Source organism: Amycolatopsis sp. MEPSY49, from assembly GCF_051337345.1.
Classification (GTDB): domain Bacteria; phylum Actinomycetota; class Actinomycetes; order Mycobacteriales; family Pseudonocardiaceae; genus Amycolatopsis.
This window is the reverse complement of record NZ_JBDLYJ010000004.1, coordinates 373,569-394,391: the sequence shown is the minus strand read 5'-3', so window position 1 is coordinate 394,391 and position 20,823 is coordinate 373,569. Positions and strand designations below refer to the sequence as shown.

The 20,823-nt window shown below is 72.3% G+C and carries 24 protein-coding genes; 16 read left to right on the top strand and 8 right to left on the bottom strand.

Translation table 11 applies throughout. From position 1 onward, the window contains the following. The first annotated feature begins 1 nt into the window (after position 1). Together ABFJ78_RS21335 and ABFJ78_RS21330 are read left to right on the top strand one after the other, a co-directional pair. Positions 2–829, top strand: coding sequence for a shikimate dehydrogenase (locus ABFJ78_RS21335; RefSeq protein WP_436388421.1), 828 nt, complete (start codon positions 2–4; stop codon positions 827–829). Between the two features lie 59 nt (positions 830–888). Continuing rightward, complete coding sequence (locus ABFJ78_RS21330) at positions 889–2,136, top strand: GrpB family protein (protein ID WP_436388106.1); 1,248 nt, start codon at positions 889–891, stop codon at positions 2,134–2,136. Here the strand turns inward: ABFJ78_RS21330 and ABFJ78_RS21325 are convergent. Further along, positions 2,123–2,782: a TetR family transcriptional regulator gene (locus ABFJ78_RS21325; protein ID WP_436388105.1), complete on the bottom strand. Its 660-nt coding sequence runs from the start codon at positions 2,780–2,782 to the stop codon at positions 2,123–2,125. The genes ABFJ78_RS21330 and ABFJ78_RS21325 overlap by 14 nt on opposite strands. Before the next feature lie 113 nt (positions 2,783–2,895). Between ABFJ78_RS21325 and ABFJ78_RS21320 the strand changes: the two genes are divergently transcribed. Next, positions 2,896–4,089, top strand: coding sequence for an endonuclease/exonuclease/phosphatase family protein (locus ABFJ78_RS21320; RefSeq protein WP_436388104.1), 1,194 nt, complete (start codon positions 2,896–2,898; stop codon positions 4,087–4,089). 129 nt (positions 4,090–4,218) lie between these two features. Then, positions 4,219–5,151 (top strand): D-2-hydroxyacid dehydrogenase family protein, encoded by a 933-nt coding sequence (locus ABFJ78_RS21315; RefSeq protein WP_436388103.1) that lies wholly within the window; start codon positions 4,219–4,221, stop codon positions 5,149–5,151. Between the two features lie 185 nt (positions 5,152–5,336). Here the strand turns inward: ABFJ78_RS21315 and ABFJ78_RS21310 are convergent, their stop codons facing one another. The 5 genes from ABFJ78_RS21310 to ABFJ78_RS21290 form a co-directional block, all read right to left on the bottom strand. Next, complete coding sequence (locus tag ABFJ78_RS21310; protein WP_436388102.1) at positions 5,337–6,818, bottom strand: alpha/beta hydrolase; 1,482 nt, start codon at positions 6,816–6,818, stop codon at positions 5,337–5,339. Then, on the bottom strand, positions 6,815–7,630 hold the full coding sequence (locus tag ABFJ78_RS21305; protein WP_436388101.1) for a serine hydrolase domain-containing protein: 816 nt from the start codon (positions 7,628–7,630) through the stop codon (positions 6,815–6,817). Before ABFJ78_RS21305 ends, ABFJ78_RS21310 begins: the two co-directional genes overlap by 4 nt. A gap of 78 nt (positions 7,631–7,708) precedes the next feature. Further along, positions 7,709–7,975, bottom strand: a complete 267-nt coding sequence (locus ABFJ78_RS21300; protein ID WP_013224593.1) for an HPr family phosphocarrier protein — start codon at positions 7,973–7,975, stop codon at positions 7,709–7,711. 41 nt (positions 7,976–8,016) lie between these two features. Further along, the gene (locus ABFJ78_RS21295; RefSeq protein ID WP_436388100.1) at positions 8,017–9,249 is read right to left on the bottom strand and encodes a PTS transporter subunit EIIC; all 1,233 of its coding nucleotides are present in this window, start codon (positions 9,247–9,249) and stop codon (positions 8,017–8,019) included. Then, a complete protein-coding gene (locus ABFJ78_RS21290) occupies positions 9,246–10,034 on the bottom strand; it encodes a GntR family transcriptional regulator (RefSeq protein ID WP_364446484.1) in 789 nt (262 codons plus the stop codon). Before ABFJ78_RS21290 ends, ABFJ78_RS21295 begins: the two co-directional genes overlap by 4 nt. Positions 10,035–10,276: 242 nt before the next feature. On the opposite strand from ABFJ78_RS21290, the gene ABFJ78_RS21285 reads away from it, so the two are divergent. Beyond that, positions 10,277–10,516: a glucose PTS transporter subunit EIIB gene (locus ABFJ78_RS21285; protein ID WP_400889934.1), complete on the top strand. Its 240-nt coding sequence runs from the start codon at positions 10,277–10,279 to the stop codon at positions 10,514–10,516. Continuing rightward, a complete protein-coding gene (locus ABFJ78_RS21280; RefSeq protein ID WP_364446486.1) occupies positions 10,513–10,968 on the top strand; it encodes a PTS sugar transporter subunit IIA in 456 nt (151 codons plus the stop codon). The genes ABFJ78_RS21285 and ABFJ78_RS21280 overlap by 4 nt, the downstream gene beginning before the upstream one ends. Positions 10,969–11,040: 72 nt before the next feature. Here ABFJ78_RS21280 and ABFJ78_RS21275 read toward each other — a convergent pair whose 3' ends face one another. Next, positions 11,041–11,475 (bottom strand): ubiquinol-cytochrome c reductase iron-sulfur subunit, encoded by a 435-nt coding sequence (locus tag ABFJ78_RS21275; RefSeq protein WP_372668021.1) that lies wholly within the window; start codon positions 11,473–11,475, stop codon positions 11,041–11,043. 105 nt (positions 11,476–11,580) lie between these two features. On the opposite strand from ABFJ78_RS21275, the gene ABFJ78_RS21270 reads away from it, so the two are divergent. From ABFJ78_RS21270 to ABFJ78_RS21225, 10 genes are all read left to right on the top strand, one after another. Beyond that, a complete protein-coding gene (locus tag ABFJ78_RS21270; RefSeq protein WP_086678274.1) occupies positions 11,581–11,949 on the top strand; it encodes a hypothetical protein in 369 nt (122 codons plus the stop codon). 4 nt (positions 11,950–11,953) lie between these two features. Then, positions 11,954–12,466 (top strand): sigma-70 family RNA polymerase sigma factor, encoded by a 513-nt coding sequence (locus ABFJ78_RS21265; RefSeq protein WP_400880182.1) that lies wholly within the window; start codon positions 11,954–11,956, stop codon positions 12,464–12,466. Continuing rightward, the gene (locus ABFJ78_RS21260) at positions 12,463–13,098 is read left to right on the top strand and encodes an anti-sigma factor family protein (protein ID WP_436388099.1); all 636 of its coding nucleotides are present in this window, start codon (positions 12,463–12,465) and stop codon (positions 13,096–13,098) included. The genes ABFJ78_RS21265 and ABFJ78_RS21260 overlap by 4 nt, the downstream gene beginning before the upstream one ends. A 267-nt stretch (positions 13,099–13,365) precedes the next feature. Continuing rightward, positions 13,366–14,160 carry a prepilin peptidase gene (locus ABFJ78_RS21255; RefSeq protein WP_436388098.1) on the top strand — a complete coding sequence of 265 codons (795 nt, stop codon included), beginning with the start codon at positions 13,366–13,368 and terminating at the stop codon, positions 14,158–14,160. A gap of 48 nt (positions 14,161–14,208) precedes the next feature. After that, on the top strand, positions 14,209–15,396 hold the full coding sequence (aroC, locus tag ABFJ78_RS21250; RefSeq protein ID WP_436388097.1) for a chorismate synthase: 1,188 nt from the start codon (positions 14,209–14,211) through the stop codon (positions 15,394–15,396). Continuing rightward, complete coding sequence (locus tag ABFJ78_RS21245) at positions 15,393–15,914, top strand: shikimate kinase (protein WP_436388096.1); 522 nt, start codon at positions 15,393–15,395, stop codon at positions 15,912–15,914. The genes aroC and ABFJ78_RS21245 overlap by 4 nt, the downstream gene beginning before the upstream one ends. A gap of 8 nt (positions 15,915–15,922) precedes the next feature. Continuing rightward, positions 15,923–17,032, top strand: a complete 1,110-nt coding sequence (aroB, locus tag ABFJ78_RS21240; protein WP_436388095.1) for a 3-dehydroquinate synthase — start codon at positions 15,923–15,925, stop codon at positions 17,030–17,032. Then, positions 17,029–17,460 carry a type II 3-dehydroquinate dehydratase gene (aroQ, locus tag ABFJ78_RS21235; RefSeq protein ID WP_086856373.1) on the top strand — a complete coding sequence of 144 codons (432 nt, stop codon included), beginning with the start codon at positions 17,029–17,031 and terminating at the stop codon, positions 17,458–17,460. Before aroB ends, aroQ begins: the two co-directional genes overlap by 4 nt. Continuing rightward, a complete protein-coding gene (locus tag ABFJ78_RS21230; protein WP_436388094.1) occupies positions 17,457–18,371 on the top strand; it encodes a GNAT family N-acetyltransferase in 915 nt (304 codons plus the stop codon). Before aroQ ends, ABFJ78_RS21230 begins: the two co-directional genes overlap by 4 nt. A 236-nt stretch (positions 18,372–18,607) precedes the next feature. After that, a complete protein-coding gene (locus ABFJ78_RS21225; protein ID WP_436388093.1) occupies positions 18,608–20,089 on the top strand; it encodes a beta-xylosidase in 1,482 nt (493 codons plus the stop codon). A 52-nt stretch (positions 20,090–20,141) separates the two neighbouring features. Here the strand turns inward: ABFJ78_RS21225 and ABFJ78_RS21220 are convergent, their stop codons facing one another. Continuing rightward, positions 20,142–20,807: a B-4DMT family transporter gene (locus tag ABFJ78_RS21220; RefSeq protein WP_436388092.1), complete on the bottom strand. Its 666-nt coding sequence runs from the start codon at positions 20,805–20,807 to the stop codon at positions 20,142–20,144. Positions 20,808–20,823 lie beyond the last annotated feature (16 nt).

Here is a 20,823-nt window from a genome sequence, read left to right as displayed (position 1 = left end):
CGTGCTCGGCAAGCCGGTGGCGCACTCGCTGTCCCCGGTGCTGCACGGCGCCGCGTTCGCCGCGCTCGGCCTGACCGGCTGGACGTACGAGCGCATCGAGACGAGCGCCGAGGAGCTGCCGGGCCTGGTCGACGGCCTCGGCCCGGAGTGGGCCGGGCTCTCGGTCACCATGCCGGGCAAGCGCGCGGCGCTGGACCACGCGGACGAGGTGACCCCGCGCGCGACCGCGGTCGGCGCGGCCAACACCCTGGTCCGCACGGCGAAGGGCTGGCTCGCGGACTGCACCGACGTCGACGGCGTCACGGGCGCGCTGCGGGCGGCGGGCGGCTACGAGCCGGCGCCGTCGGACACCGCGGTGGTGCTCGGCGCTGGCGGCACGGCGGCCGCGGCGGTCGTCGGGCTCGCGGCGCTCGGCGTGCGGCAGGTGCGGCTCGTCGTGCGAGAACCCGCGCGCGCCGGCGAAACCCTCGACGCGGCGAAGCGGGCTTCGCTCGATGTCGACGTGCTTCGCTGGGCTGACGCGGACTTCGCCTCTCTGGGGTCCTCCGCGGTGCTGGTGAACACCGTGCCGCCGGACGCGGTCGCCCCGCACGCGGCCGAGCTGGCGGGCGTCGCGCACGTCCTCGACGTCATCTACCACCCGTGGCCGACGCCGCTGGCCGAGGCCGTCGCGGCGCGGGGCGGCCGGCTCGCGACCGGGCTGGACATGCTGCTGCACCAGGCGTTCGGGCAGGCCGAGCACTTCACCGGGCGGCCGGCCCCGCGCGCGGCGATGCGGGACGCGCTGCGCGAAGCGACCGGGAACCTGCTGCCGCTGCCGATCTCCTGAAAACCGGTTGCGCCGGCCGATATTCTGGCGGACTGCCTTGAAGAAGGGGGTCAACCGGAATGACCAGCCAAGAAGCGTTGCGCGAGACCGAGATCGAGTCGGGGTGGGTGGGCGGCGACGCGCCGCAGCTCAACTCCACGGTCCTGCTCGTCGACTACGACCCGGAGTGGCCGAAGCTCTTCGAGCGCGAGGCCGAGCGGATCCGGGGCGTGCTCGGCGACCAGGTGCTCGTTCTCGAGCACGTCGGGTCGACCTCGGTGCCGGGCCTGTGCGCCAAGCCGTGCGTCGACATCCTCCTCGAGGTGCCGGACTCCGGTGCCGAGGACACCTACGTCCCCGCGCTGGAGGCGGCGGGCTACCGGCTCGTCATCCGCGAGCCGGACTGGGAGAAGCACCGCTGCTTCAAGGGCCCGGACACCAACGTCAACCTGCACGTGTACTCGCCCGGCAACGGCCAGGCCGAGCGCTACCGGCTCCTGCGCGACCGGATGCGCGCGCACCCGGAGGAGCGTGACCTGTACGCGGCGAAGAAGCGTGAACTCGCCGCGAAGGAGTGGAAGTACATCCAGCACTACGCCGACGCGAAGACCGAGGTGATCGAAGAAATCCTCGGCCGGGCGCGGGCGGCGCAGTACGACGCGTTCAGCCAGGACTACGCGTCGCACGCGGAGAAGTCCGTGACGAACGCTCTCTACGACCGCCCGGCGATCCTCGACCTGGCCGGCGACGTGTCGGGCCGGCGCGTCCTGGACGTCGGCTGCGCGGCGGGGCACCTGAGCGCGTTGCTGGCCGAGCGCGGCGCGGACGTCCTGGGCGTCGACGCGAGCGCGGCGCTGGTTTCCCTGGCCCGGCGGAAGTTCGGCGACGTGGCGCGCTTCGAGGTCGCGGACGTGACCCGCCCCCTCGACCTCGAAGAGGGCTCGATCGACGTGATCACGGCGTCGCTCGTCCTGCACTACCTGAAGGACTGGGGACCGGCGCTCGCCGAATTCCGCCGGATCCTCAAGCCCGGGGGAGCGCTGGCGTTTTCGGTGCACCACCCGGGTGAGGACTGGCGCTGGTTCGGCAAGGAGAACTACTTCGAGCTGGAACTGCTCGAAGACGAGTTCCCGCCCGGTCGGCGGGTCCGCTTCTACCGGCGCCCGCTGAGCTGGACGTTCCAGGCGGTGCGTGACGCGGGTTTCGCCGTCGACAAGCTGGTCGAGCCGATGCCGGCCCCGGAGGCGGCCGAAGCCGACCCGAAGTGGGACGCGAACCTGCGGACCAAGCCGCGGTTCCTCTACTTCCGGGCGGTCAGTCCCGCTTAGCGAGGTCCTGGATCAGGTCCACGATCTCCCGGCTGACCGGGCGGAACACCCGCAGCCGGGAGAGCGCGGCCAGCCGCGCGATCAGCGGAACGCTGCGCTCCACCAGCATCCGGCTGCGCTTCGTGCCGGCCGAGCGGTCGTGGACCCAGTACAGCACCACGCCCATCTGGTAGAGCCACAGCAGTTCCGGCAGCTGGGTGCGAAGCTCCGGATCGAGCTTGACGTCGGATCCGTCGACGACGTCGCGCATGAGGCCGATCGACGCTTCGCGGGCGGCCGAGGAGTCGTCGCTGAACGGGCTCAGCGGCGACTCCGGGTCGGCCGCGTTGACGAAGAACTGCGTGCCGAAGCGGTGATAGGGCGCGGCGACGTCCAGCCAGCACAGCAGCACGGTCTTCAGCCGGGCCGCGAAGGCGCTTTCGCCGTCGATCCGGGCGTGGGCGGCGTCGAGGTGCTGCCGGGCGATCTCGTCGTAGAAACCCTGGATGAGCTGTTCTTTCGACGAGAAGTAGTAGTACGCGTTCCCGACCGAGACGCCCGCTTCGGCGGCGATCGCGCGCATGGTCGTGCGGTCGTAGCCGTTCTCGATGAACAGCCGCATCGCGGTCGTGACGATCAGGGACCGCGTTTCCTCGCTCTTGGCCACGTGCGGCACGGTAGCCGGTTTCGAACGTGTTCAAGAAGGGGATTCGTTCACCTGGTGCTCACCCGGACGGGCGGAATCCGGCATAGGGTGACCGCCGACTGGGAGGTAAGACCGTGAAACGCTTCGCCGCCGGCCTGTCCGTGGCCGTGCTCGTCGCCCTGCTCGTCCCCGCCACCGCTTCCGCCGGCTTCGGGCAGAACGTCCGCTTCGCCACCTTCAACGCTTCGCTGAACCGCGCCGCCGCCGGGCAGCTGGTGACCGACCTCTCGACGCCGGACGACGCCCAGGCGCGCGAAGTCGCCGAGGTCGTCCAGCGCAACCGCGCCGACGTCCAGCTGATCAACGAGTTCGACTACGTGCCGGGCAACGCCGCCGCGGACCTGTTCCGGAAGAACTACCTGGCCGTCGGGCAGAACGGCGCCAAGCCGATCGACTACCCGTACGCCTACACCGCGCCGGTCAACACGGGCGTCCCGACGGGCTTCGACCTCGACCGCAGCGGCACGGTCGGCGGCGGCAACGACGCCCAGGGCTTCGGCACCTTCGAGGGCCAGTACGGCCTGCTCGTCCTGTCGAAGTATCCCATCGACCTCGCGCACGTCCGGACGTTCCAGAAGTTCCTCTGGAAGGACATGCCGGGCGCGCTGCTGCCGGACGACCCGGCCACGCCGGCGCCGCACGACTGGTACGACGCCGCGGAGCTGAACGTGCTGCGGCTGTCGTCGAAGTCGCACTGGGACCTGCCGCTGAAGATCGGCCGCTCGACCGTGCACTTCCTCGTCTCGCACCCGACGCCGCCGAGCTTCGACGGCCCGGAAGACCGCAACGGCACCCGCAACAACGACGAGATCCGCTTCTGGGGGGACTACGTGACGCCGGGTAAGGGCGGATACATCCACGACGACCGCGGCCACCACGGCGGCCTGGGAGCGTCGGAGCGGTTCGTGGTCGCGGGCGACAACAACTCCGACCCGCTCGACGGCGACAGCGTCCCGGGCGCGATCGACCAGCTGCTCAACGCGCGCCGCGTGATCCAGACGCACCCGGGCAGCCGCGGCGCGGTGCTGGCCGCGCAGGCCCAGGGCGGCGCGAACGTGGGGCAGCAGAGCGACCCGTTCTACGACACGGGCGACTTCAACGACGTCGCGCCGGGCAACCTGCGGACCGACTACGTGCTGCCGTCGAAGGGCCTGCTGCCCTGGCACGCGGAGGTGTTCTGGCCGGTGCCGGCCGACCCGCTGGCCCGGCTGAACGACGCCTCCGACCACCACTTGGTCCGCGTGGACGTCTTCGTCCCGCGCGGCTGATCGGCCGGGCTCCCCAAGTGACGTGAATGACTCATTCCTGTCGTCAGGCGACATGAATGAGTCATTCACGTCATCCCAGGCGGTGGCACGAAGGACGCGTGGACGCACTGGTGCCACTACGGTGAGATCATGCGCATCGCGATCCTCGACGACTACCAGGACGTCGCTCTGACCTTCGGTGACTGGGACTCGTTGAAGGCCGACATAACGGTCTTCACCGAGCCCCTCACCGACGTCGTCGAGCAGCTGCGGGGCTTCGAAGTGGTCGTCGCGATGCGTGAGCGCACCCGCTTCCCGGCCGCGGTGCTCGACCGGCTGCCCGACCTCAAGCTGCTGGTCAGCACCGGCCCGCGCAACGCCGCCATCGACGTCCCGGCGGCCAAGCGCAACGGCGTCGTCGTGTCGAAGACCGGGTACCTCGGCCAGCCGACCGCCGAGCACACGTGGGCGCTCATCCTGGCCGCGTCGCGGAACCTGCCGCAGGAGTTCCGGTCCATGCGGGAAGGCGGGTGGCAGACGACCGTCGGGACCATGCTGCACGGCAAGACGCTCGGCCTGCTCGGCCTCGGCCGCCTCGGGGCCGGCGCGGCGAAGATCGGGCAGGCCTTCGGCATGGAAACCATCGCCTGGAGCCAGAACCTCACGCCGGAGAAGGCGGATCCGCACGGCGTGACGGCGGTGTCCAAAGAGGACCTGTTCGCCCGCTCGGACGTGCTGTCGATCCACCTGGTGCTCAGCGGACGCACCCGCGGTCTGGTCGGCGCGGCCGAGCTCGCCGCGATGAAGTCCAGCGCGCTCCTGGTGAACACCTCGCGCGGCCCGATCGTCGACGAAGCCGCGCTGGTGGACGCCTTGCGGCGCAAGGAGATCCGGGCGGCGGCGCTGGACGTCTACGACGTCGAGCCGTTCCCCGCCGACCATCCACTGAGGACGCTCGACAACGCCGTCCTGACGCCGCACCTGGGGTTCGTCGCCCGCGAGACGTACGAAATCTTCTACGGCGACGCGGTCGAGGACATCGCGGCCTACCAGGCGGGGGAACCGATCCGGCTGATGGAGTAGGCGTGCGGCCCGCCGGGGCCCGAGGTCCCCGCACCGGCCCGGCGGCGGGCCCGCACGAGAACCATGACACCACCCGGAACCCCCGCCGGGCAGGGTCCAAAGACCCTGGTGAGGCGTCCGTTCGGCTGAACCGCCCGCCCCCGCTGGTCGTGAGTGAGAAACAGGGTTGGAACACTGTTTCTTACTCACGAGAACGGGACGACGTCCGGCGCGCAGGTCGTCCCTTCGGCCGGCGCCGCCAGGTCCGTCAGGTACCGCGTCACGGCCGCCGAGGCGCACGCGCTCGGCGCGTCCAGTGACGTGTGGCCGAACCCGTCGACGACGAGCACCCTGCCGTCGCCCAGCTCGGCCGCCGTCGCTTGGGCGTTGTGCAACGGCGTAGCCGGGTCGAACCGGTTGTTCAGCACCAGGACCGGGTTCTTCCGTGCCCGGTTCCACGGCCCCGTGTACCGGTCGGCGTCGTGCGCCGGCCAGCCCACGCACTGGGCCATCGAGAACACCGACCCCAGCCCGAAGTACGGCTGACGCACGCTTTCGCGAGCCGCCAGCGCCGCATAGTCCGCCGGCGACGACGGGTTGTCGCTGTCGACGCACTGGACCGCCAGGAACGCCGCGGAGTGCGTCGGCACGTAGGGGTCGAGCACCGGCGAGGCGGGGCCGGAGTCCGCCGGCATCGCGGAAAGGGTCTGCGCGAGCCGTTTCCACCGGCCGGACTGGTACAGCGCGCTGTCGACCGTCCGCATCAGCGAGCCGACGCCCGTGGTGCGCGAGGCCCGCGCGAAGATCCCGGCGAACTTCGCCTTCGGGTCACCGCCGGAGAACGCGCACTTCGGCCCGGCCGCCGCGCACACGGCGAAGAACTGGTCCAGTTCCTGCTGCTGCGCCCCGGCGACGTCGGCGCGGACGTCGACGGGTTCCTTCTCCTGCCCCGGCTTGCCGGTGGCGTTCGCGACCAGGTCGAGCGTGCCGTCGAGGACCAGGGCGCGCACCTTGTCCGGGAACAGGTTCGCGTACGTGCCGCCCAGGTAGGTGCCGTAGGAGTAGCCGTAGAAGTTCAGCGTCGCGTCGCCGACGGCTTGGCGCAGCAGCTCCAGGTCGCGGGCCACGTTCGCCGTCGACAGGTGACTCAGCAAGGCACCCGACGCGGCGCAGGCCCGGCCCGTCGCGGCGCTCGCCGCGAAGAACGCGTCCGGCTGCCGCAGCGGCGAGCCCGGCGCGGGCGCGTGGTCGGCGCCGGGACAGCTGACCGGCGCGGACCCGCCGATCCCGCGCGGGTCGAAGCTCACCAGGTCGAACCGGGCCCGGACCTCGGCGGGGTAGCGGTCGGCGAACCGCGTCAGCTCGCCGACGCCGTCGGTGCCCGGGCCGCCGAAGTTGAAGAACAGCGAGCCGAGCCGCCGCGCCGGGTCGCCCGCCGGCAACCGGATCACCGAGAGCGTGATCGCCGGACCGCGGGGCTCGCGGTAGCTCAGCGGCACGGCCGCGGCCGCGCACTGGAACTTCCCGTGGCACGGCGTCCAGCGCAGCACCGGCACGGCGGCGCCGTTCGTCCCGAGCGCCGGCGGAGCGGTCTCGGCGGCCGGTGAAGGAGGCGGGGGAGCGGGTGCCGTCGCAGGGGCGCTGCAGGCGGCGAGCAGGAGCAGCAGCGCGGCGAGGAGCGGCTTCACGCGCTCAATTCCGCCAGCACGGCGTCGGTGTAGCGCGGCCAGACCTCGGCGGCCCACGGGCCGAACGCGCGGTCGGTCAGCGCGACGCAGGCCGCGCCCGCGTCCGGGTCGACCCAGAGGAACGTGCCCGACTGGCCGAAGTGCCCGAAGGTGCGCGGCGAGCTGTTCGCGCCGGTCCAGTGCGGGCTCTTGTGGTCGCGGATCTCGAAGCCGAGGCCCCAGTCGTTCGGCTTCTGGTGCCCGAACCCGGGCAGCACCCCGGACAGGCCGGGGAACACGACGTTCGTCGCCCCGGCGACGGTGGCCGGGTCGAGCAGCTTGGGGGACTGCAGCTCGGCGGCGAACGCGGCCAGGTCGTCCACAGTGGACACGACGTCGGCGGCGGGCGACCCGTCGAGCGTGGTGCTCGTCATACCGAGCGGCGCGAAGAGCGCTTCGGCCTGGTACTGCGCGAAGGGGATGCCGGAGTGCTCGGCCAGCGCGTCGGCGAGTTCTTCGAACCCGGCGTTGGAGTAGAGCCGCCGCGTACCGGGCGCGGCCATGGCCTTGTGCGCGTCGAACCCGAGGCCGGAGGTGTGGGCCAGCAGGTGCCGCACGGTCGAGCCCTCGGGCCCGGCCGGGGTGTCCAGCTCGACGACGCCTTCTTCGACCGCGATGAGCGCGGCGTAGGCGGTGAGCGGCTTGCTGACCGAGGCCAGCCGGAACTTCCGGGCGGTGTCGCCGTGGCTGCCCACGACGGTTCCGTCCGCGGAAACCACGGCCGTCGCGGCGTTGTCCACCGGCCAGTCCCCGACCAAGCGCACGCTTTCCATGCGTCCAGCCTACGAAACGCCGCGAAGGCCCCCGCACCGGTGTCGGGGACCGGTGCGAAGGCCTTCGCGGGGTACTGCTCAGGCGTCGAGGTCGGTGGCGACCAGCTGGGCGACCGCTTCCACGGCCTCCTCGGCGCCCTCGCCCTCGGCGCTGATGACGACCTCGTCGCCGTACCCGGCGGCGAGCGTCATCAGGTTGAGCACGCTGCCGGCGGCCACCGGGCTCCCGCCGGCCTTGGCGATCTGCACCGCGACGGGCTGCGCCGCGGCCGCCTTCGCCACCAGCGCGGCCGGCCTGGCGTGCAGGCCCACCTTGCTCGCCACGGCGACGCGTTTCTCCGGCATGTTCGTCCTCTCGTCAAACAGGGGTTACGTCGGTGCTGATGTTACTTCGCGGAAGTCCGCTCGAGGTCCGCCTCGATCGAGTCGTCCTCGCGGCCCGGCGTCCGCAGGTTCCACTTCGTGATGACGAACCGGAACACGAAGTAGTAGATCACCGCGAGGACGAGGCCGATCGGGATGAGCAGCCAGGCCTTGTGCGCGGTGTCCAGGCTCGAGTTGAGCGCGAAGTCGATCGCGCCACCGGAGAACGAGAACCCGAGCTTGATGCCCAGGGCGTTGACCACGGCGAGCGTGATGCCGGTCATGATCGCGTGGAAGATGTACAGCGGCCACGCGACGAACATGAACGAGAACTCGATCGGCTCGGTGACACCCGTGATGAACGAGGTCAGCGCGGCCGCGATCATCACACCGCCGACGACCTTCTTCTGCGCCGGGCGCGCGGTCTGCCAGATGGCGAGCGCCGCGGCGGGCAGGGCGAACATGAAGACCGGGAAGAACCCGGTCATGAACGTGCCCGAGCCCTGCACGTGGTTGAAGAAGTTGGTCAGGTCGCCGCCGTTGAAGATGAACCACACCGGGACGTTCAGCAGCTGGTGCAGACCGACCGGGATGAGCAGGCGGTTGAAGAAGCCGTAGATGCCGCCACCGACGACCGGAGCGCCGACGATCGCCTCGCCGAGGTTCTGGATACCGGCGTCGACGTACTTGAAGACCAGGCCGAAGAGCACGCCGAGGATGATCATGGTGAACGCGGTGATGATCGGGACGAACCGCCGTCCGCCGAAGAACGCCAGCCAGGCGGGAAGCTTGATCCGGTGGTACCGCTGCCAAAGCAGGGCGGCGACGATGCCGGCCACGATGCCCGTCAGGACGCTGTAGGGCCAGTGCAGCGGCGAGCCGTCCCAGCTCGGCTTGTAGCCGGTCTGGCTGCTGATCGGGGCGATCGCCTGGATCACCCGGTTGAAGACGACCCAGCCGACCGCCGCGGCGACCGCGGTCGAGCCGTCGCCCTTGCGGGCGAAACCGACGGCGATACCGATCGCGAAGAGCAGCGGCAGCCAGTCGAAGAGCGCGTTGCCCGCGGCGCCGATGACCGCGGCGACCTTGTCCCAGCCCAGGCCGTCCTTGCCGAGCAGGTCGTCCTGACCGAACCGGTTCAGCAGGCCGGCCGCCGGGAGGGTGGCGATCGGAAGCATGAGGCTACGGCCGAAGCGCTGAAGACCGGCGAGGCCGCCGCCGCTCTTCTTCGCCCCCTCCGCGGTGGTGGAGCTCATCTGGAACCTCCATAGTGGGGTGGTTGACCGGGTTCCGGGGTGTTCCGGTCCAACTGCATGGTCACCTGGTAGTGATCTCCCCGGTACCAGGACGTGATGTCTTCGATCGGGTCCCCGCCTGCGCTGGAGACCCGGCGGAACACGAGCAGGGGGCTGCCGGCGCGCATGCCGAGCAACCGGGCCGTCTCGCGGTCCGCTCCTTCGGCCCAGACCGTCTGCCACGCCTGGTCGGGACGCACGTCGTACGTCTCGGCCAGCTGCGCGTAGATGGACTGGGTCAGGTCGAGCTCGAGCAGGCCGGGAGCCCGGCCCGCGTGGTACCAGCCCCGTTCGACGGCCAGGGGCACGCCGTCGGCGTGGCGCAACCGCACCAGGTGGTGCGCGGGGGCGCCCTCGGCGAGGCCGAGGGCGTGCGCCGACGCGGTGGGCGGGACCTCGGTGGCCGCGGAGACCACCTCGGTCGTCGGGGTCAGCCCCCGCCGCCGCATGTCGTCGGTGAACGACATCAGGTACAGCTGCAGCTCCATCCGCCGGGCGGCGGTGAAGGTGCCCTTGCCGCGCACCCGGGCGAGCAGGCCCTCCTCGACCAGCTTGCCGATCGCCGATCTGACCGTGAGCCGCGACACGCCGTAGCGCTGTGCGAGCTCGCGTTCCGACGGGATCGGCGCGCCGGGCGGGAGCTCCCGTTCCACCGTGCGGCGGAGGATCTCGCGCAGCTGGGCGTGCTTGGGCGTGGGCCCGTTGACGACCCGGTCGGGTGGCGGGACGTGCGCGGCCGCGCTCATCGGCGTCACCCTCCTCGTTTCTGTCGCACCGGGGACCGGTGCTCGCGTCCGGCCGGGAACATTGGTACGTTCCGGTCTAGACCAATGATCTGATGGGGCAGGATGCTCCGCCGTGCGGACGGGTGTCAACCACCGTTATCCGTTCGTGGCCCGCGGCGGGGTGCATGCCGACGAACGGCGTAGTACAGGTGGACACGCGGTTCGCGTCAGGTTGGGAACAAACAGTGATCAAGGAGACCGCGATGGCGGATGACAGGCCCGAAAAGATCCTCGCCGCACTCGGCGGCACGGGGAACCTCACCGAGATCGAGGGCTGCATCACGCGGCTGCGCTGCGAGGTCGAGGACATGAGCCTCGTCGACGAGGCGGCGCTGAAGAAGGCCGGCGCGATGGGGGTCGTCAAGATGGGGTCGACGGCGCTGCAGGTGATCGTCGGGCCGGAGGCGGACACGATCGCCAGCGACATCGAGGACCTGCTGTGAGCCTGGAGATCCTCAGCCCGGTCGCCGGGCGCGTGGTGCCGATCACCGAGGTCCCGGACCCGGTGTTCGCGCAGGCCATGGTGGGTCCGGGCATCGCGGTGCAGCCCTCGGGCGGGCGGTCGGACGCGGTCGCGCCGGTCGACGGCACGGTCGCGACGCTGCACCCACACGCCTACGTGGTCGCGACCGAGGACGGCAAGGCCGTGCTGGTCCACCTCGGGATCGACACGGTCAAGGAGAAGGGCGAGGGCTTCACGCTGCACGTCGTCAAGGGCGAGCAGGTGCGGGCCGGCCAGCCGATCGTCAGCTGGGACCCGGAAGCGGTGACCGCCGCGGGCTATTCGGCGATCGTGCCGGTCGTAGCGCTGGACGCCTCGGCGGACGTGCTGTCCGGTTTGGACGCCGAACGCGACGTCGCGGCCGGCGAGAAGCTCTTCGGCTGGGACGCCTGAGTTCCTTCTGTCACACGGAGAGCCCTTGTGGACGGTGTCCGTCCACAAGGGCTCTCCGGCGTTGCCGGCTCGTCAGCCGGCGACGACCTTCCCGTTCTCGACCTTGACCGGCACGCTCGGCAGCGGCTTGTTCGCCGGGCCCTGCTTGACCTCCCCGGTGAGGGCGTTGAACACCGAGCCGTGGCACGGGCAGACGAGGTCGGCGCCCTTCGGCGTGACCGTGCAGCCCTGGTGCGTGCAGATCGCGCTGAAGGCGGCGCAGGCGGACTCGGACGTCCGGGCCACGATCACGTCGGAGCCGTCCGGGGCCTTGGCGGCCTTCGCCTGCCCGACCGGGACGTCGGCGAGCGCGACCAGCGGCGTCCCGGCGGCGATCGGCGCCTGCGCGGTCCCGGACTTGGCGTCGTCCGACGAGCAGGCGGTGAGCGCGACGGCGCCGACGGCGGCACCGGCGACGGCGGCACCCGTGGTCAGGACGGTGCGGCGGGAGTGCAGTTCGGCAGTCATGCCCTTATGAACGAGATCGGCACCGCATCGGTTCAATCCGCGGTGAACCCGAACGGCCCCTGTTCCGTGTATGTACCCGAGTGGGTGTGGAGTGGAGGAACGATCATGGTGGGTTGGGTTCTGCGCATCGTCGTGGCGGCCGCGCTGCTGGGCTCGGCGGGCGTGCACTACTTCTTGTGGACCGAGGACTACCCGGGGATCGTCGGGCCGTTGTTCCTGCTCGACGCGATCGGCGGCCTGGTCATCGCGATCGCGGTGCTGGCCTGGCGGCACTGGCTGCCGGCGCTGGGCGCGGTCGGGTTCGGCGTCCTGACGCTCGGCGCGTACGTGCTGGCCGCGACGGTCGGGTTCGCCGGGAACCACGACCAGTTCAACAGCCAGCCGGAGTACTGGGGCGTGATCACGGAGGCGGTCTGCATCGTCGGCGGCCTCGCGCTGCTGTTCGTGAAGGACCGGCGCCGGGTCTCGGCCTGAGTTCGTGGGGGAAGTCGCCGAAGACGCGCTGATGCGCGCGCTCCACGAGGAGCACGCGGCCGCGCTGTGGTCGTACGCGCTCCACCTGACGTCCGGGGACCGGATCCGGGCCGAGGACGTCGTCCAGGAGACGCTGCTGCGTGCGTGGCGGTCGACGACGGTGCTGGACCAGTCGACGGGCTCGGCGCGGGCGTGGCTGTTCACGGTCGCGCGGCGCATCGCGATCGACGGCTGGCGCTCGGCGTCGGCCCGCTCGGAGGTCGTGACCGACCAACCGCCGGAACGGGCGGTCGCGGACGGGACCGACCGCGCGGTCCAGGGCTGGCTGGTGGCCGAGGCGCTCGCGGAGCTGTCGGAGCGGCACCGCGAGGTGCTGGTGCTGTGTTACTTCCAGGGCTATTCCGTGGCGGACGCGGCACAGCGGCTGGGAGTGGCCGAAGGGACGGTCAAGTCGCGCACGCACTACGCGTTGCGCGCCCTGCGCCTGGTGCTCGAGGAGAGGGGGGTGACCCAGTGAGCGAGGACCCGTTCGCGACGTTCGACGCGGCGTACGTCCTCGGGGCGCTGTCCCCCGAGGACCGCCGGCGCTTCGAGGAGCATTTGAGGACGTGCGACCGCTGCGCGGCCTCGGTGCGCGACCTGGCGGGGCTGCCGGGGCTGCTGGCCAGGGTCGACGCACCGGCGGTCGCGCCCGAGCTGTCGCCGCCCCCGCCGGACCTGCTGCCGAGGGTGCTCCGCCGCGTCCGCCGGGGTCGCCGGATCCGCTTGGCGGTGACGTCCGCGTCGGCGGCGCTGGCGGTCTCGGCGTGCGTGGCGCTGGCGGTGGTGGCGTCGGCGCCTTCCCCGTCCCCGGGGATCGCGATGACGGCGCTGGGCCAGTTCCCGGTCCGCGCGGACGCCCGCCTGGACGCGTTCGAGTGGGGCACGCAGGTCGACATGTCGTGCAGCTACACGGGCGGCCGCAGCGGCGGCGACTACGTGCTGGTGGCGATCTCGCATTCCGGGGCGGAGACGCAGCTGGCGACGTGGAAGGCGGTCCCGGACAACACGGCCCGGATCGTGATCGGGACAGCGTTGAAGCGGACGGATTTGGCGGCGTTGGAGGTGCGCGGGGGGAGTGGGCGCCCGTTGCTGCGGTTGACGTTGTGACCGGGGTGGGGCTCGTCCGGGACGCAGGGGGTCCCGGACGAGCCCCTTGCTTTTCCGCCTCTCCGCGGCTTGGCCGGGTCTGCCACCCGCGGGCCGTTCGTGGCGGTTGTCGCCCATGCTGCCTCGGCTTGGGCGGGTCCGTCACCCGTGTGCCGCCTGCCGCGGTTGTCGCCCACAGGAGTGAAACGCGGCGCGGAACGTCGCGAACGGTCCTTTCGCGACGCTCGACATTTGCCCTGGTCAGCCGGTTCGCGGCAGCCTGGGTTCATGCCTTTTCCGATCTTGCTCGTCGCCGCCGCGGCGGCCACCGCACCCGTCACCGCCCGTGCGCTCAACCGAGCCCGGGCCCCGATCCCGCGCAAGCTAGCGGCCGTCGTGACCGCGCTCGCGACGGCCGTGACCGCCGTCCGCTGGGCGTCCGGGGCTTGGCCGGCGTGGTGGCTGCCGATCCCCGTCGTCCTCACGATCGTCGCCGTCCCCCTCGTCCTTGCCGATCTACGTCACCTGCGCCTCCCCGATGTGCTCACCTTGCCCGCGTATCCGCTCTTCGGCGCCGCGATCGGAGCGGCGGCTCTGGGTGGTGGCGGCCCCTCGTTGGCGGTGCGCGCGGCCGCGGGAGCCCTCCTGTTCGGCGGCGCGCATGCGCTGGTGGCCCGTCTGGCACCGGGCAGCCTCGGCGCCGGCGACGTCAAGCTGTCCGGCAGCCTGGGGATGGTCCTGGGAGCGGCCGGCTGGCCCGCCCTCGCGCTGGCGGCGGTCCTGGCCGCGGTGTTCAGCTTGGCCCTCGCGATCGCGATGAGCGCGCGCCAACGGCGGGCAACCGCCCGAGCACGCCGGGCAACGGCCCTGCACCCCGCGGTAGTCGACCCGCGACCGGTGCCCGATCCGCGCCCCGCCGAGCCCGCTGCGTCGGCCGACCTGCACCGCCCCAGGCCCACACCCGCCTCCCGACCAGCGCCCACCCCACGCCCCGCTGCTCCCTTCAGCGGCCCCCGCGTGCCGCACGGCCCCGGCCTCCTCGCCGCCACCTGGCTGTGCGCCCTCTTCCCGGGTGCGCCATGACCGGAACACTCTTCGGGCGGCCCCGGCCCCCGTGACAGGATTGAGCCCATGTTGCGCTGGATCACCGCAGGTGAATCGCACGGACCCGCGCTGGCCGCCGTGCTCGAAGGCATGCCCGCCGGCGTCGGCGTCACCACCGCCGACGTCACCGAGCAGCTCGCCCGGCGCCGCCTCGGCTTCGGGCGCAGCCCGCGGATGGGCTTCGAGACCGACCACATCGACTTCCTCGGCGGCGTCCGCCACGGTCTCACCCAGGGCGGCCCGGTCGCGATCCAGATCGAGAACGCCGAGTGGCCCAAGTGGGAGCAGGTCATGGCGGCCGACCCCGTCGACCCGCAGATCCTCGAAGGCCTCGCGCGCAACGAACCGCTCACCCGTCCCCGCCCCGGCCACGCCGACCTGCCCGGCATGCAGAAGTACGGCTTCGACGAGGCCCGCCCCGTCCTCGAGCGCGCCAGCGCCCGCGAGACGGCGTCGCGGACCGCGCTCGGCACCGTCGCGCGGAACTTCCTCAAGCAGCTGCTCGACGTCGAGATCCTCAGCCACGTCGTCTCGATCGGCGGCGCGGACGCGCCCGAGGGGCCCCTCCCGAAGCCGGGCGACCTCGCCGCCATCGACGAAAGCCCGGTGCGCGCCTTCAGCCAGGAGGGCACCGACGCCATGGTCGCCGAGGTCGACGCCGTGCGGAAGGCGGGCGACACCGTCGGCGGCGTGATCGAGGTCCTCGCCTACGGCCTCCCGCCCGGCCTCGGCTCCCACGTCCACTGGGACCGCCGGCTCGACGCCCGCCTCGCCGGCGCTCTGATGGGCGTCCAGGCCATGAAGGGCGTCGAGGTCGGCGACGGCTTCACCACCGCCCGCCGCTGGGGCAGCCAGGCCCACGACGAGATCGACCGCGGCACCGGCCCGGTCGGCGTCACCCGCCGGTCCAACCGCGCTGGCGGCCTCGAAGGCGGCATCACCAACGGCGAGCCGCTGCGGGTGCGCGTCGCGATGAAACCGATCTCGACCGTCCCCAAAGCACTGTCCACAGTGGACGTCAAGACCGGCGAGCCCGCCGTCGCGATCCACCAGCGGTCGGACGTCTGCGCCGTGCCGCGCGCCGGTGTCGTGCTCGAGTCGGTCGTGGCGCTCGTCCTCGCCGACGCCGCGCTCGAGAAGTTCGGCGGCGACTCCCTCGCCGAGAGCAAGCGCAACGCCGAGGCGTACCTGAAGGCCCTCGAGGAGCGGTGGTGAGCCCTCGCGCGGTGGTCGTCGGCCCGCCCGGCTCGGGCAAGAGCACCGTCGGCCCGCTGCTCGCCAAGGCGCTCGGCGTCGAATTCCGCGACAGCGACGACGACATCGTCGCGCGCACCGGGCGCAGCATCGCCGACATCTTCGCGGAAGACGGCGAACCCGCTTTCCGCGCGCTGGAAGAAGCAGCGGTCACGACGGCGCTGGCGGAGCACGAGGGCGTGCTGTCCCTCGGCGGCGGCGCCCCGCTCACCCCGGGCACCCGCGCGCGGCTGGCCGAGCACACCGTCGTGTTCCTCAACGTCGGCCTCGCCGCCGGCGTGCAGCGCACCGGGTTGTCTAGTGCGCGGCCCCTGCTGGCCGGGGTGAACCCCCGCGCCACGTTCAAGAAACTGCTCGACGAGCGGGTGCCCGTCTACCGCGAGGTCGCCACCGTCGAGGTCGTCACCGACGACCGGACGCCCGCCGAGATCGTCGCGGACCTCGCCGCGCGGCTCGCCCCCGCCGAAGCCAAGGAGTGATCTTCCCCGTGTCCGATCCGGTGCGCATCCCGGTCGCCACTGCCCATCCCTACGACGTCGTGGTCGGCCGCGGCCTGCTCGGTGACCTCACCACGCAGCTGGCCGACGCCTCGAAGATCGCTTTGATTCACCCGCCGACGCTGACCACCACGGCCGAGGCCATCCGCGAGGAGCTGATCGCGGCCGGCCTCGACGCGCACCGCGTCGAAATCCCGGACGCCGAGGACGGCAAGGCGCTGACGGTCGCCAGCTTCTGCTGGGAGGTGCTCGGCCGGATCGGGCTGGACCGGCGCGGGGTCGTCGTCGGGCTCGGCGGCGGCGCCGTCACCGACCTCGCCGGGTTCGTCGCGGGCACGTGGATGCGTGGGGTGCGGCTGATCAACGTGCCGACGACGCTGCTCGGCATGGTCGACGCCGCGGTCGGCGGCAAGACCGGCATCAACACCGAGGCGGGGAAGAACCTCGTCGGGGTGTTCCACGAGCCGAGCGCGGTCTTCGTCGACCTCGCGACGCTGGAGACGCTGCCGCCGAACGAGCTCGTCGCCGGGATGGCCGAGGTCGTGAAGACGGGCTTCATCGCCGACCCGCGGATCCTCGAGCTGATCGAGGCCGACCCGGCCGCCGCGCTCGACCCGGCCGGTGAGGTGCTGGGTGAGCTGGTCCGCCGCTCGATCCAGGTCAAGGCCGACGTCGTCGCCGCCGACCTGCGCGAGTCGGACCTGCGGGAGATCCTGAACTACGGCCACACGCTCGGCCACGCGATCGAGCGCCGCGAGCGGTACCGGTGGCGTCACGGCGCCGCGGTGAGCGTCGGCCTGGTGTTCGCCGCCGAGCTGGCGCGCCTCGCCGGGAGGCTCGACGACGCGACGGCCGAACGCCACGCGGCCGTGCTGAAGCTGCTCGGCCTGCCGACGACGTACGACGCCGACGCGTTGCCGCAGCTGCTGGAAACCATGAAGGGCGACAAGAAGACCCGCTCGGGGGTGCTGCGGTTCGTCGTCCTCGACGGTCTCGGCAAGCCCGGCCGGCTCGAGGGCCCGGACCCGTCGCTGCTGGCGGCCGCGTACTCGGCGATCGCGGCTGATACGCCCAAGAGCGGCGGGAGCGTGCTGCTGTGAAGGCGTTCGTGTTCAACGGCCCCAACCTCGGGCGGCTCGGCAAGCGCGAGCCGTCGGTGTACGGCTCGACCACCCACGACGACCTCGCGGCGCTGTGCGTCAAGACGGGGGAGGAACTGGGCATCGAGGTCGAGGTCCGGCAGACCGACCACGAGGGCGAGATGGTCGGCTGGCTGCACGAAGCGGCCGACGGCGGCAACCCGGTGGTGCTGAACGCGGGAGCGTGGACGCACTATTCGATCGCGGTGCGCGACGCCGCGGCGCAGCTGTCCGCGCCGCTGATCGAGCTGCACATCTCGAACGTGCACAAGCGGGAGGCGTTCCGGCACCACAGCGTGCTGTCGGACATCGCGACCGCGGTGATCGCGGGCCTGGGCGTCGATGGCTACCCGCTGGCCCTGCGGTGGCTCGCCGCGCACCCGGGATGACGCTCCCGACGCTGACGACGGCGCGCCTGACGCTGCGCCGGCTGGTCGAGGCCGACCGCGAAGCCGCCGTGAAGGTGTTCTCCGACCCGGAGATGAGCCGGTTCTTCGCGGCGGACTTTTCCGACCCGGCCGCGGCGAGCGCGATGGTGGATCGCCGCCTGGCCTACCGCGGCCCGGCGGGCCAAGGCCACTGGGTGATCGCGCGCGACGGCGAGGTGATCGGCGTCGCGCACCTGCGCCCGTCGTCGGAATTGCCGGGCGGAGTGGCCGAGCTGGGCTACTACATCGCGAGCGCGCACGCGGGTCAGGGCCTGGCGACCGAGGCGGCGCGGGCGGTGCTGGACCACGGCCTCGACGCGCTCGGGCTCCCGGCGGTCTGGGCGTTGGTGCACGAGAGCAACGCGGCGAGCCGGAAGGTGGCCGCGCGCTTGGGTTTCCTCGACGTGGGCAGCGGCATCCACTACGGCGACCTGCATCGGGTATTGGTCGCCCTGGCGCCGGTGGCCGGGCGGCCGCACCACATCGAGCTGTGGGTGCCGGACTTGGCGGAGGCGGAGCGAAGCTGGGGCTGGCTGCTGACCGAGCTCGGCTGGCGCGAGTTCCAGCGTTGGCCGGCGGGCATCAGCTGGCGCCGCGGCGGCACATATCTGGTGGTCGAGGCGTCCCCCGCGATGAGCGCGCAGAACCACGAGCGCACGCGGCCGGGGTTGAACCACTTGGCACTCCACGTGGCGACCCGCGCCGAGGTGGACGACTTGGCCGAGCGAGCGCGGGACAAGGGCTGGCGCCCGATGTTCGCCGACCGCTACCCGTACGCGGGCGGCGAAGCGCATTACGCGGCGTATCTCGAGAACGAGGCCGGTTTCGAGGTCGAGCTGGTGGCGCTCGAAGGCCCACCGGCGAAGAGCTGACCCTCACCGGCTTCGCGATCGAGGGTCGGTACTTGCTCTGCGGCGGCTCGTCGTGAGTGGGAAACAGTGTTCCAACCCTGTTTCTCGCCCACGACCGGCTGACCGGCGCCTTTCCGGAAACCCTTGCCCCGCCCGCGATCTTGAGCCCGACCGGGGGACCGTCGAGCAGGCGTGCCGTCACCCGATCGATTCAGCTCTCGCTACACTCCGGTGTCGTGCGCCCGTCTTGTCGTGCCTTGCTCGCCAGTGTTCTGGCCGGGCTGCTCGTCGCGGGGTGCACCGAGGGTTACGCCCAGCCCCAAGCCGCGGGGGAGAAGCCCGCCATCGCGGGCGGCAAGACCACCTCCCCGCCGCGGCCCGTCGATGTCAAGCTCGGTTCGGGTGACCCCCGGCAGAGTGGTGGCGTGATCGCCGCTGGTGGGGCGGACGCCGTCTACAACTACGGGCCGTCGGTCATGCTCGACCGGGGGCAGACCCGGATGTGGTGGTGCAGCCAGTACGGCGGCGCCGGACCCGCCGGCGACGACATCCTCTACGCCCAGGCCCAGTCGATCGACGGGCCGTTCGCCGGGCCCGGGGGCGGGATCCCGGCCGCCGTCTTCTCCGGGGCGCCCGGGCAGTTCGACGGCATGCACACCTGCGACCCGTCCGTCCTGCGCGTCGGCACGACCTACTACCTCTACTACACCGGCGCGGCAGGCGACCACGCGCTCGGCAACGCCGTCGGGCTCGCCACCAGCCAGGACGGCGTCCACTGGACGCGCGCCGCCGGCGGGAAACCGATCCTCGGGCCGTCGCACGACGTGCACCGCGCCAACGTCTACGGCGCCGGCCAGCCCTCGGCCGTCTACCTCGACGGCTGGTTCTACCTCATGTTCACCGACACCACCGGCCGCGCCGCGGCGTGGAACGGGGCCGGGCAGTTCGTGCTCCGGTCGCGCGATCCCGCGTTCGGCTCGGGGGTGCAGGCGCTCGACGTCGGCGGGTTCGTGCCGGTCGCGACGACTTCGGCGCCGCGCGGCCGTTCGGTCGTCGAAGGGTTCAGCGCCGACCTGATGTGGGTGGGCGCGCTGGACGCGTTCGTCATCGCGCACGAGACCGACACCGGGACGACGCTGACGTTCTGGACCGCCGACTTCACCGAGAACCCGTACCGGCCGGTGGTCGTCCCGGGGCCGTGGAAGGAAGGGCCGGGGCTGGTGCGCCGCGCGGACGGGCACGCGCCGCTGTCGTCGGCCGCGCCGTGCGACCGGGTGCCGCTCGACGTCGTGCGCGCGACCGTGATCGGCTCCGCCGGTGCGCCGACCGACCTGCGGCACTACGGGCTCGACCTGCTGGGCAGCCAGGCCTGCGCGAGCCCGGGCCGGGTGGCGGCGACGTTCGACGGCGTGACGATGCCTTCGCCCGACCGCACGATGGACCTGGTCCGCGCCGGGCAAAAGGTGCGAGTCGACCGGCGTGGGGTGGCGGCGGCCCTGGCCGGAGAGCTGCTGGAGAAGGAGCCGCCCGAGGTGGCGGCGCTCCCGGTGGCGACGCGGCTGCGCTCCGGCGCGGAGGCGGTGCAAGCGCCGGGCCGCGGGCTGGCGCTGGTCCTCGACGACCGCCGCCTGTGGCGCATCCCGGACGGCGGGATCGCGGCGGGCAACGGCTCGGCGGCCAAGCCGCTGACGGACGCCCAGTGGGACGGCTCCCCGCAAGGCCCCTCGCTGGTCGGCTGACGCAAGCGGCCACCAGCGCCCGCGGGCACCACGCCGAACACCCGGAGGAGTGCTAGGCGCGGGGTTTCTCGCTGCGAGGCCGGATCCGCGGAGACGGCCGGGGCGCGAGTTCTCCGCCGGCCGACCGGACCCGGGCGTGCGGCCGGGTGGCGGGCTCCTGGTCCGTCACCGCCGGCTGCGGCCGGGTGGCGGGTTCCTCGTCCGCGGCCCGGCGGGGTGGCCGGGCCGGCGAGCCTTCCCCGTCCGCGGTCCGAACCCGGCGGCGCGGCCGCGGTGACGGCGAAGGCGCCGCCGCCTCGTCGTCCTCCTCCGCGGAATCCGCCGGCCGAGCTCGCCCGATCCGCCCGCCGACGAACAACCCGAGCCCCGCCGGGATCAGCACCAGCAACGCCGAAAACGCCGCTCCGCCGGTCAACGCGCCGCCCAGTTCCGAAACCCCGGTCTGGTCGACGAACACCGCCCGGCCGATCACGTACAGGATCCCCGACACGACTCCCGCCACCAGCGCCGCGATGAACCACGCGCGGCCGCGATCGACCAGCCCCCGCCACGCGTCCAAGGCGCTCCACAGCGCCGCCGCGCCGACCAGGACCGCCAGGGCCACCGAGGTCATCAGCGTCTGGTCCGTCGGGTGGTAGACGGCGTACTTGGCCAGCAGCGTCAACGCCACGCCGTGCAGCAGCGCCATCCCGAGTCCGCGGATCACCCAAGCGCTCATCCTGCGGAGTGTAGGC

What these genes read in the sequence shown, in the direction of transcription:
- ABFJ78_RS21330 (WP_436388106.1), top strand. Translation starts at nt 889, where the DNA reads ATGACCAGCCAAGAAGCGTTGCGCGAGACCGAGATCGAGTCGGGGTGG.
- ABFJ78_RS21315 (WP_436388103.1), top strand. Translation starts at nt 4,219, where the DNA reads ATGCGCATCGCGATCCTCGACGACTACCAGGACGTCGCTCTGACCTTC.
- ABFJ78_RS21305 (WP_436388101.1), bottom strand. Translation starts at nt 7,630, where the DNA reads ATGGAAAGCGTGCGCTTGGTCGGGGACTGGCCGGTGGACAACGCCGCG.
- ABFJ78_RS21300 (WP_013224593.1), bottom strand. Translation starts at nt 7,975, where the DNA reads ATGCCGGAGAAACGCGTCGCCGTGGCGAGCAAGGTGGGCCTGCACGCC.
- ABFJ78_RS21295 (WP_436388100.1), bottom strand. Translation starts at nt 9,249, where the DNA reads ATGAGCTCCACCACCGCGGAGGGGGCGAAGAAGAGCGGCGGCGGCCTC.
- ABFJ78_RS21290 (WP_364446484.1), bottom strand. Translation starts at nt 10,034, where the DNA reads ATGAGCGCGGCCGCGCACGTCCCGCCACCCGACCGGGTCGTCAACGGG.
- ABFJ78_RS21285 (WP_400889934.1), top strand. Translation starts at nt 10,277, where the DNA reads ATGGCGGATGACAGGCCCGAAAAGATCCTCGCCGCACTCGGCGGCACG.
- ABFJ78_RS21275 (WP_372668021.1), bottom strand. Translation starts at nt 11,475, where the DNA reads ATGACTGCCGAACTGCACTCCCGCCGCACCGTCCTGACCACGGGTGCC.
- ABFJ78_RS21270 (WP_086678274.1), top strand. Translation starts at nt 11,581, where the DNA reads ATGGTGGGTTGGGTTCTGCGCATCGTCGTGGCGGCCGCGCTGCTGGGC.
- ABFJ78_RS21255 (WP_436388098.1), top strand. Translation starts at nt 13,366, where the DNA reads ATGCCTTTTCCGATCTTGCTCGTCGCCGCCGCGGCGGCCACCGCACCC.
- aroC (WP_436388097.1), top strand. Translation starts at nt 14,209, where the DNA reads ATGTTGCGCTGGATCACCGCAGGTGAATCGCACGGACCCGCGCTGGCC.
- ABFJ78_RS21230 (WP_436388094.1), top strand. Translation starts at nt 17,457, where the DNA reads ATGACGCTCCCGACGCTGACGACGGCGCGCCTGACGCTGCGCCGGCTG.
- ABFJ78_RS21220 (WP_436388092.1), bottom strand. Translation starts at nt 20,807, where the DNA reads ATGAGCGCTTGGGTGATCCGCGGACTCGGGATGGCGCTGCTGCACGGC.